Raw genomic sequence first — 10,332 nt, forward strand, 5'->3', positions numbered from 1 at the left:
ATGTTTTCGTCTAGTAGGATATTAAGGGCCGCGAGAGCCTTCAGCACCATCGAGAAAGAGGGAACAGAGACCATGGACACACAACAACTTCTAGGCGAAGTCGCCGGCCAGCTGCTTTCAGGCGCCATCCAGGTGGTCGACCTGACGGCGCCGCTCGGGCCCGACACGCCACTGATCAAGCTGCCGCCGGAACTGGCGGTCGACACGCCGAAGATCGAGATCCACGCCATCTCCGCCTATGACAAGAATGGCCCGTGGTGGGCGTGGAACTGGCTCAAGCTCGGCGAGCATTCGGGCACGCATTTCGACGCACCCAACCACTGGATCACCGGCAAGGATTATCCGGACGGCGCCACCGACACCATTCCGGCGCAGAACTTCGTCGGCCCGGTCAACGTCATCGACTGTTCGAAGCAAGCGGCAGCCGATCACGATTTCCTGCTCACCGTCGATCACATCAAGGCTTGGGAAGCCGAACATGGCGCTATCAACCCCGGCGAGTGGGTGGTGATGCGCACCGACTGGTATAAGCGCAACGGCTCGGAAGCCGAGTTCCTCAACGCCAATGAGACCGGACCGCACACGCCTGGCCCGACCGCCGAAGCCATCCAGTATCTGATTAGCAAGGACATCAAGGGCTGGGGCAGCGAGACGATCGGCACGGATGCTGGAAAAGCAGGGGGAATGGAGCCGCCGTTCCCGGCGCATAGCCTGATGCACAAGGCTAACCGCTACGGCCTCGCCAGCCTTTGCAACCTCGACCGGCTGCCGCCGAAAGGCGCGATCCTGATCGCGGCGCCGCTCAAGATCGAGCACGGCACCGGCAGCCCGATCCGCGCGTTGGCGCTGGTGCCAAGGCAATAGGGTAGCTGCGGTCTTCGGGAGAAGATCATGTGCGGAAGTGGCACTGTGGTGACGGAGTGGGAGCGGCAGCCTTGCAAAGCTGCGGCTCTACGGCGCCGTAGAGCGCCAATCTCTGCAATTGAACTCCTGCCGGCTAGGAGCACGCATCGATGAGCGCTCCCGATCACATCGTCGTCGGCAGCGGCATCAACGCGCTGGTCTGCTCGGCGATGCTTGGCGGCAAGGGGGCGAAGGTGCTGGTGCTCGAGCGCAACGACCGCATCGGCGGCTGCATGCGCACCGAAGAAATCACCGCGCCCGGCTTCATCCACGACGTGATGGCGACGACCTTTGTCCTGTTCATCACCTCGCCGGCCTATGCGGCGCTGGGCAAGGATCTGGCGCGGCACGGCCTGGAGTTTTGCAACACCTCCACGCCGACCGGCGTGCTGCGCCCGGACGGCAGCCATGCCGTCCTGCGCACCGATCGTATCGCCAATGTAGCGGCGATCAATGCGCTTGCCGCGGGCGACGGCGACCGGCACGCAAACGATGTCGGCGAGATCGAGCGCAACGCCGGTCTGCTGTTCGGACTGCTCGGTGGCAGCCTGTGGTCCTACCCGACGGCCAGGCTGCTGGCGGGTGAGGCCTGGCGGCGCGGCCCGCGTGGCCTTGCCGCCTTTCTCGGCAGCGCGCTGGTGCCGGCGCGCGGTTGGCTGGAAAGCACCTACCAGTCGGAAACCATGCGCGCGCTGTGGGCGCCCTGGGTGCTGCATGCCGGCCTCGGGCCTGAGGACGCGTTCTCCGGCCAGATCGCCAAGGTCATTGCCTTCGCGCTTGAGGCGGCCGGCGCGCCGATCGTCAAGGGCGGTGCCAGGAATCTGCTGGCCGCCTTCCAAGCCCTGATCAGGGAACGTGGCGGCGAAATCCGCACCGGCGCCGACGTCGCGGCTATTGTCCAAAGCGGAGGCCGCGCCGCCGGCGTGCGGCTGGCTTCGGGCGAAACGATCAACGTGAACAAGAGCGTCATCTGCTCGGTCACGCCGACGCAGCTCTACGAGCGGCTCCTCGGCGACGCGGCGCCGAAAGCCGACGTCGAGGCAGCGCAAAAATACCGCTACGGCAAGGGCAATTTCCAGATCCACTATGCCTTGGACAAGCCGCCAGCATGGCGCGGCGAGGGCCTGGACAAGGTCGCGCTGCTGCATCTGACGCCGGGGCTCGACGGCGTCTCGAAGGCCTGCAACGAAGCCGTGCGCGGCATGCTGCCGGAGGTGCCGACCATGTGCGTCGGCCAGCCGCACGCGCTCGACCCATCGCGCTGCCCGGACGGCAAGGCGGTCCTGTGGCTGCAACTGCCCGAGGCGCCACGGCATATCAAGGGCGATGCCGCCGGCAAACTGCAAACACCGGCAGACGGTCGCTGGACCGAGGCGCTGCGCGAAGCCTATGCCGACCGTGCCGAAGCGATCCTCGCCAGCCATATCGATGGGTTCAAGGACAGCGTCATCGCACGCCGCGCCTGTTCGCCGGCCGACCTGGAAGCGATGAACATCAATCTGGTCGGCGGCGACCCCTATGGCGGTTCCTCGGCTATCGACCAGTCGTTTCTGTGGCGGCCGTTCAAGACGAGCCGCAATCACGCCACCGGGGTCAGGGGTCTCTACCACATCGGTGCCTCGACCCATCCGGGTGCTGGCTTGGGCGGCGGCTCCGGCTTTCTCCTGGCGGGGAGGCTGTGATGGAACAGAAGGTTGAAAAGCGCCAGCGCATCTCGACTTTGGGCCAGATCGGCCTGCAGCAATTCGCGCCCTATCTGATGAACCGCATCATGGGCCGCTACAACGCCACCTTGCGCGACAATTTCCGCAGGCAGGGCCTGACCATTCCGCAGGTGCGCACGCTGGCCGTGCTGTCGGTCACCGATGGCGTCACCGTCAACGATCTCTCGGTCTATACCGTCATCGAGCAGTCGACCTTGAGCCGGACGCTCGACACGCTGGAGGGGCAAGGGTTTGTGCGGCGCGAGCAGGGGGTCACCGACAGCCGTATCCGCCATGTGTTCCTGACCGACGATGGCCGCGCCGAATTCGCGCGCGCCTGGCCGGCCATGCACGACGCTTTCGAGGCAATGTTCGACGATGTCGACGATGCCGAATACGCGGCGCTGATCGCGACATTGCAGAAGATGCTGAAGAACATTCGCAAGCACGACATCTGATCTTACGCGCCGCCATCGGGGCGGTAACGGAAGGAGCCCAAAATGGCCGAACGGTCTTTTGCCAAGGAAGTCGAAAAGCTCAGGCTCGGCGCCGGCGAGGAGTTTTCCGGCGAAGGCATTCTCGCCATCACCAAGGCGCTGCTGCAATGCGGCGTCGGCTATGTCGGCGGCTATCAGGGCGCGCCGATCAGCCATTTGATGGACGTGCTGGCCGACGCGCAGGATATCCTGGGCGAGCTCGGCGTGCATTTCGAGGCGAGCGCCTCGGAAGCGACCGCCACCGCCATGCTGGCGGCATCGGTGCACTATCCGATCCGTGGCGCGGCCACCTTCAAGTCTACGGTCGGCACCAATGTCGCGTCCGACGCGCTCGCCAATCTCGCTTCCGGCGGCGTCACCGGCGGTGCATTGATCATCGTCGGCGAGGATTACGGCGAAGGCTCCTCCATCATGCAGGAGCGCAGCCACGCCTTTGCCATGAAGAGCCAGGTCTGGCTGTTCGACCCGCGACCGAACCTGCCGTCGATCGTCAAGGCGGTGGAGGACGGCTTCGAGCTGTCCGAGGTTTCCAACACGCCGGTCATGCTGCAGGTCCGCATCCGCTGCTGCCATGTCCACGGCCATTTCATCGCCAAAGACAACAAGCGCCCGGCAATGACTGTGGCCGATGCGCTCGAGGCGCCGCGCCGCGACACCGGCCGCATCGTGCTGCCGCCCGCGTCCTTCCTGCACGAGAAGGAAAAGGTGCAGAAACGCTGGCCGGCGGCGGTGGATTTCATCCGCACCAACAAGATCAACGAGTTTTTCGGCCCGGAGCACGGCTCGGTCGGCATCGTCATGCAGGGCGGCATGTACAATTCGGTCATCCGGGCGCTGCAGCGGCTTGGCCTCGCCGACACTTATGGCGACACCGACGTGCCGCTCTATGTGCTCAACGCCGTCTATCCCTTAGTCGACGACGAGTTCCTGTCTTTCTGCGAAGGCAAGGACGCCGTCCTCGTCGTCGAGGAAGGCCAGCCCAACTACATCGAACAGGCCTTTGCCGCGATGCTGCACAAGGCCGGCCGCGGCACCAGGCTCGTCGGCAAGGAACATCTGCCTATGGCCGGCGAATATACCGGCCAGGTGATGCTCGACGGCATCGGATCGTTCCTGCGCGCCACCATCCCGCATCTGCTGCCAAGCGAGGTCCGCGCGCCGAACAAGATCGGCGACGGGCTCGACACCGCCGACCTGATCAACGTCGTCCCGGGCCGGCCGCCCGGCTTCTGCGTCGGCTGCCCGGAGCGGCCGATCTTCGCCGCCACCAAGCTGGTCGAGCAGGAGCTGGGCAAGCACCACATCGCCTCCGACATTGGCTGCCATCTGTTCTCGATCATGCCGCCTTTCGAGCTAGGTGCCACTACCATGGGCTACGGGCTGGGGCCGGCCTCGGCTTCGGCGTTCAATTCGCCCGATGCCAAGCGCCGCTCGATCTCCTTCGTCGGCGACGGCGGCTTCTGGCACAACGGTCTGACCTCGTCGATCGGCAATGCCGTGTTCAACAAGAACGACGGCGTCATCGTCATCGTCGACAATTTCTATTCGGCCGCCACCGGCGGCCAGGACATCCTGTCGTCCCGCGCCGGCAACAAGACCAAGTCGACCAAGCACCCGATCACCGAGGCGGTGAAGGGCATGGGCGTCAAATGGCTGCGCCACATCGACCGCACCTACGACGTAACCAAGATGCAAGACACGCTGCGCGAGGCGCTGACGACGGACGAAAAGGGCCCGAAAGTCATTGTCGCCTCGTCCGAATGCATGCTCAACCGGCAGCGCCGCGAAAAGCCGCTGGTCGACAAGGCGATCAAGGGCGGGACGCGCATAGTCAAGCCGAAATTCGGCGTCGACGAAGATATCTGCACCGGCGACCATGCCTGCATGCGGCTTTCCGGCTGCCCGTCGCTGTCGGTGAAGTCGCTGGACGACCCCCTGCGCGACGATCCGGTGGCGCATATCGACCAAAGCTGCGTCGGTTGCGGCAATTGCGGCGAGGTCGCCGATGCGGCGGTGCTCTGCCCATCCTTCTACCGCGCCGATGTCGTGCACAATCCGAGCCGCTGGGACCGTTTCCTTGAAGCCGCTCGCCGCGCCATGATCGGTCTCTTGCAGCGGCGCCGTGAAAGCCGGCGCCTGATATTCGCCGATGCTTGACGCCGTGCCCTCATCGCGCTCGAAAGCCGGCGCCCCCGAAGACGAGCGCGTCATCAAGCTTGCCGTGTTGGCGGTCGGTGGCCAGGGCGGTGGCGTGCTGGCCGACTGGATCACCGACGTCGCCGAGCGCAACGGCTACGTCGCGCAATCGACCTCGGTCGCCGGCGTCGCCCAGCGCACCGGCGCCACCATCTATTATGTCGAAATGTGCCGCGACACCGGCCGCCTGCCGGTCTTCGCGCTGTCGCCGTCGCAGGGCGACGTCGACATCCTGATTGCCGCCGAACTGATGGAGGCCGGCCGCGCCATCATCCGCGGCTTCGTCACGCCCGAGCGCACCACGCTGATCGCCTCGTCGCACCGCATCGCCGCGGTCTCGGAGAAGATCGAGCCCGGCGATGGCCTCGCTTCGTCCTCGAAGGTGCATGCCACGGCGGAAGCCGCGGCCAAGCGCTTCATTGCCTTCGACATGGAGAAGATCGCCGCCGACAATGGCTCGATGATCTCGGCCAGCCTGCTCGGCGCGCTGGCCGGCTCCGACGCCTTGCCGTTCAGTCGCGAAAGCTATGAGCAGGCGGTCAGTGCCGGCGGCCGTGGTGTCAAGGCCAGCCTCGCCGCCTTCGGCGCCGCCTACGATCGGGCGCGCGGCATCGCGAGTGCGCCTTCGGGCGACAAGACTGCACAGCCGGCGGCCGCTGAAACCCGCTCGGGCGCGGCGACAAAAGTCAGCGGCCCGGAAAGCCTGTTGAAGGGCTGGCAACAACTGGCGGCGCGCGTCGCCGCGTTGCCGGCACCTGTGCACGACATGGCGCTTCGCGGCCTGAAAAAAGTCGTCGACTACCAGGACATCGCCTATGGCGGCGAGTATCTCGACCGGCTGGACCGGGCGGTCGTCCTGGACAATGCCGAACACGCCTACGCGCTGTCGATCGCCGCCGCCAAGCATCTGGCCAACGCGATGTGCTACGACGACATGATCCGCGTCGCCGATCTGAAGACACGCTCGACGCGCGACCAGCGCGTACGCCGTGAGGTTGGTGTCAAGCAAGGCTCAGTCCTGCAGGTGACCGAATATTTCCATCCGCGCATCGAGGAATTCTGCGGCACGCTGCCGGCCGGGCTCGGCAGCTACATCGAGGCGCGGCCGAAGCTCGCCGCCTTCCTCGACCGCCGCATCAACCGCGGCCGCCATATCCGCACCGACAGTTTTGCCGGCTTTGCCGCATTGTGGTTCATCGGCGGCCTGCGCCGCTGGCGCCGCCGGCTGCTGCGCCACAAGATCGAGACCGCGCATCTCGAGCGCTGGTATGCGCTGGCGCTGGGCCAAGTCGGCGAGGACTACGCGCTTGGCACGGAGATCCTCAACTGCCGCCGGCTGATCAAGGGCTACAGCGACACCCACGCCCGCGCGCAGTCGAAATTCGACCGGGTGCTGTCGGCGCTCGACCTGGTCAAGGGCCGCCCGGACGCCGCAGACTGGATCCGGCGCCTGCGCGAAGCCGCGCTGAAGGACGAGAAGGGCGACATGCTCGACGGCGCGCTGAAGACCGTGGCGTCGCTGGGCGACGGCGACGTTCCATCAAGTTGATCTGTGAAATGGTCCCGTTTAATTCATCGAGAATTTTGGTGCCGCTTAGGTGACTCGAACACCTGACCCCATCATTACGAATGATGTGCTCTACCAACTGAGCTAAAGCGGCCCGGGAAGCCGAGCTTCCAGGATGGGCTGCGTGATAGACGCAACCGGCCGCGAATTCAAGATGGCAGTCGCGATTTCAGGACGAGGCAATTCGTGCCGCCTCCGGCCGGGCGCAAGGGCAGTCGCCGCGCGGATCTACCATTGGCCGCGTGATGCCGCATCGGCACGCCGCGCGACCGCCACGTTGGCCGTGACCGGAAAATCAGCGAAAAATGTTGATTCCTTTACCGAAAATCACCGAAATGAGCTTTGTGCCCCTCGGCAAGGCAGAATGCGGCCGCTCGCTTGTTGATTGATTGGTCGCCTGCGGCTAACGATCATGACAAAGTGAGTGAAATTGCAGAGGGAATTCGCTTGGACGCGATCGAAAAAGCGATCCGCAATGCCTTCGAGAAAGGCAATGCCGACGACCGGGCGTTTCGCGAGCGGGTCTATCGATCGGCTTTCGCGGCACTCGACCGTGCCCTGCAGGCCAATCCAAACGTCACCGTGGAAGTCGCCATCAAGCGCCGCAAGGCGGTCCAGGCGAAGATCACCGAAATCGAATCGGAATTCCTGCCGGCGGTTGCCGACGTCGCCGCGCCGACCGACAGTTTGGAGGCAGCACCGGAGGTGGAGCCTCCGGCTGAAGCCGAAGCCGAGCCCACGCCCGATGTCGTCGTTGAGGGTCCGGCGGAGCCGCCCGAAGCCGATGCGCCCCGGTCGCGCGTCCTGCCTGTCGTCCCCGACATCATGCCCGATGCGCCTGTTGCCGAGGCGCCCGTGATCGACATGGGGGCTTCGGCTCCGACCGAAACCGACGATGCGGAAGTGACGCCCGACCGCGACGACCGGCGGGCGAGGCGGCGCCGCCTGCCCTTGACCGCGATCTTTTTCGGTGTGACGCTGCTCGCAGCCGCCGGCATCGGCCTTTATTTCGCCAACCAGACCGGCGTCTTCAAATCGGCGACCGAGCTCGACACAGCGCCACCGGAAGCGCCGCCAACGGTCGATGGCGAAGATTTCACGCCGGACGACACCGCTTCGCCGCCAAAGCAGGGCGAGGAGGACCAGGCGCGCGACTGGATCAACGTTTTTTCGCCGGGTGACCCGACGCAGGTCAATGCACCGTCGGACGCCAAGGCCGACGTCATCCAGGACGAAAGCGGTTCCTTCCTGCGCATCCGCTCGGGGGCATCCGGCTCGGCCATCAGCTTCGACGTCGGACAAGGCGTGTTGGAAAGACTAGCCGGCAAGCATGCCACATTCGACATCATCGCACGCTCCGAGGAGGGGCAGGAGACGCAGATTTCCGTCGACTGCAATTTCGGCGAACTCGGCGACTGCGGCCGCAAGCGCTATGCCGTCGGTCGCGAGCGCAATGAATATCTGTTCGACGTGCGCTTTCCCGACAAGCGTCCGGGTGCTGCCGGCACCATCGCCATCAATTCCGACTTCGACAAGCAGGGCAAGTCGGTCGATATCTACGAGATCCGCGTTTCAGTCGTTCCCTAAAGCACGTCGCGTTCGGACCGGCCTCATGCGACGCACTTTAGGTTCTTGTTTTGATGCATGTCGTTACCGCAAAACCGCTGCACACTTTTTGCGCGACATGCATTAACTATCGAGCAGCGCCTGCAGCGTCTCGATGCGGTCGGCTTCGGCCGCCGGCTTGTCCCAGCGCAGCCGCGAAATGCGCGGAAAGCGCATGGCGACGCCGGATTTGTGCCGCGTCGAGCGGTTGAGCCCTTCGAAGGCTACCTCAAGCACCAGCCCGTTCCTGCGGTCGGCACGCACCGAGCGGACCGGGCCAAAGCGCTCGATCGTGTTGTCGCGGACATATTTGTCGATCTGCCTCAGTTCCTCGTCGGTGAAGCCGAAATAGGCCTTTCCCACCGGCACCAGCTCCTCCGATCCTTCCGGCCCGGACCAGACGCCGAATGTATAATCGGAATAGAAGCTCGAACGTTTGCCGTGGCCGCGCTGGGCATACATCAGCACGGCGTCGACCGTGTGCGGATCGCGCTTCCATTTGAACCACGGGCCCTTCGGCCGCCCGGCCACATAGGGCGAATCCCAGCGCTTCAGCATGACGCCTTCGATAACCGGATGCAGTGGCTTGCGGCGCAATTCCTCGAGTGCCTGCCAGTTGCTGAATTCGACCAGCGGCGACAGATCGAAGCGGCTCGGATCGAGTGTCCTGACGAAGGCCTCGAGCCGGCCGCGCCGTTCGCGGAAGGGAAGTCCGCGCAAATCCTCGTTACCAATCTGCAGCGCATCGTAGCAGCGCATGAAGGCGGGGTATTGCTGCTGGATCTTGGGTGACACGCTCTTCCGGTTCAGCCGCTGCTGCAGGTCCGAGAACGTGCCCGTCGCCTGCCTGGGGTCACCGACCAGAAGCTCGCCGTCGAGGGCTCCTGAAAAATCCATAGCCTCGGCAAGATCCGGAAAGGCGCCGGAGACGTCGTCACCGGTGCGGGAATAGAGCCGGCGAATGCCGCCTTCGCAAACCGCCTGGACGCGGATGCCGTCCCATTTCCATTCGGCCGCGTAGTCGGCCGGGTCGAGCTTTTCGAGGTCGCCGTCGCCGACGGCATTCGACAGCATCACCGGCCTGAACAGCGCCAGCGCCGTCTTCCTGGGTTTTTCCGCTTTACCCTCCAGCCAGGCGAACAGCCCGATATAGGGCGGCGTCAGCCCGTGCCAGAGTTCCTCGATCTCGGCGATTTCGACCTTGCCGAAATCGGCCAGCGCCTGCTTGGCCAGCCGCGCCGAGACGCCGATGCGCAGGCCGCCGGTGACCAGCTTTATGATGGCGAAGCGCGCCGAAGTGCTGGCGCTGTCGAGCAGCCGGGCCAGCACCTGCGGCCCGTCGGAACGGCTCGCCGCCTGCAGCTTCGCCACCACCTCGGCCAGCGTCGGCTCGTGGTTCGCAATGTCGACCGGCGCCTGCGGCCAGACCAGCGACACGGTCTCGGCCAGGTCGCCGACATAGTCGTAGGAATAGCCGAACAGCACCGGATCCATGCGCTCGATCACCAGTGTGCGCAGCATCGCCGGCTTGACCGCGGCGATGGACAGATCGCCGGTGATGGCAGCCAGCGCCAGCCCGCGGTCCGGATCCTCGACGCTGCGGAAATAATCGGTCAAGAGCGTCAGCTTGCCGTTGCGCGACGGCGTCAGCACCAGCCGGTCGAGAAGCTCGGCGAAGCGGTTCATGGGAGGGGCGACGCCAATGGGAAAGGCTTGCGTTCTGTCGCGCCCCCCTCTGTCCTGCCGGACATCTCCCCCTCAAGGGGGGAGATTTGCTGTCGCGACTGCTTTCGCCAATTTCCAACGTTGCAGGATGAGCGGCAAAACCAAAGCTGCCGATCTCCCCCCTCGGGGGGGAGAT

General features: G+C 64.9%; 7 protein-coding genes and 1 tRNA gene. 6 read left to right on the forward strand and 2 right to left on the reverse strand.

Annotated elements, in window-relative coordinates; genetic code table 11:
• The first annotated feature begins 72 nt into the window (after nt 1-72).
• The 5 genes from NKI47_RS15660 (at nt 73) to NKI47_RS15680 (ending at nt 6,848) form a co-directional block, all read left to right on the forward strand.
• On the forward strand, nt 73-864 hold the full coding sequence (locus NKI47_RS15660) for a cyclase family protein (protein ID WP_352540480.1): 792 nt from the start codon (nt 73-75) through the stop codon (nt 862-864).
• 149 nt (nt 865-1,013) lie between these two features.
• Nucleotides 1,014-2,585, forward strand: a complete 1,572-nt coding sequence (locus NKI47_RS15665) for a phytoene desaturase family protein (RefSeq protein ID WP_352591282.1) — start codon at nt 1,014-1,016, stop codon at nt 2,583-2,585.
• A complete protein-coding gene (locus tag NKI47_RS15670) occupies nt 2,585-3,064 on the forward strand; it encodes a MarR family winged helix-turn-helix transcriptional regulator (RefSeq protein ID WP_023676846.1) in 480 nt (159 codons plus the stop codon). Before NKI47_RS15665 ends, NKI47_RS15670 begins: the two co-directional genes overlap by 1 nt.
• Nucleotides 3,065-3,106: 42 nt before the next feature.
• The gene (locus NKI47_RS15675) at nt 3,107-5,260 is read left to right on the forward strand and encodes a thiamine pyrophosphate-dependent enzyme (RefSeq protein ID WP_352577497.1); all 2,154 of its coding nucleotides are present in this window, start codon (nt 3,107-3,109) and stop codon (nt 5,258-5,260) included.
• A complete protein-coding gene (locus NKI47_RS15680; RefSeq protein WP_352591285.1) occupies nt 5,253-6,848 on the forward strand; it encodes an indolepyruvate oxidoreductase subunit beta family protein in 1,596 nt (531 codons plus the stop codon). Before NKI47_RS15675 ends, NKI47_RS15680 begins: the two co-directional genes overlap by 8 nt.
• A 36-nt stretch (nt 6,849-6,884) precedes the next feature.
• On the opposite strand, the gene NKI47_RS15685 is transcribed toward NKI47_RS15680, so the two are convergent.
• Nucleotides 6,885-6,960, reverse strand: a tRNA-Thr gene (locus NKI47_RS15685).
• Between the two features lie 353 nt (nt 6,961-7,313).
• Here NKI47_RS15685 and NKI47_RS15690 point away from each other — a divergent pair.
• Nucleotides 7,314-8,453: a hypothetical protein gene (locus NKI47_RS15690; RefSeq protein ID WP_352591288.1), complete on the forward strand. Its 1,140-nt coding sequence runs from the start codon at nt 7,314-7,316 to the stop codon at nt 8,451-8,453.
• Nucleotides 8,454-8,555: 102 nt separating this feature from the next.
• On the opposite strand, the gene NKI47_RS15695 is transcribed toward NKI47_RS15690, so the two are convergent.
• Entirely contained in the window at nt 8,556-10,157 is a 1,602-nt protein-coding gene (locus NKI47_RS15695; protein WP_352591291.1) for a cisplatin damage response ATP-dependent DNA ligase, read from the reverse strand.
• Nucleotides 10,158-10,332: the final 175 nt, after the last annotated feature.

It is taken from the genome of Mesorhizobium sp. M0633, from assembly GCF_040320645.1.
Taxonomy (GTDB): Bacteria; Pseudomonadota; Alphaproteobacteria; order Rhizobiales; family Rhizobiaceae; genus Mesorhizobium.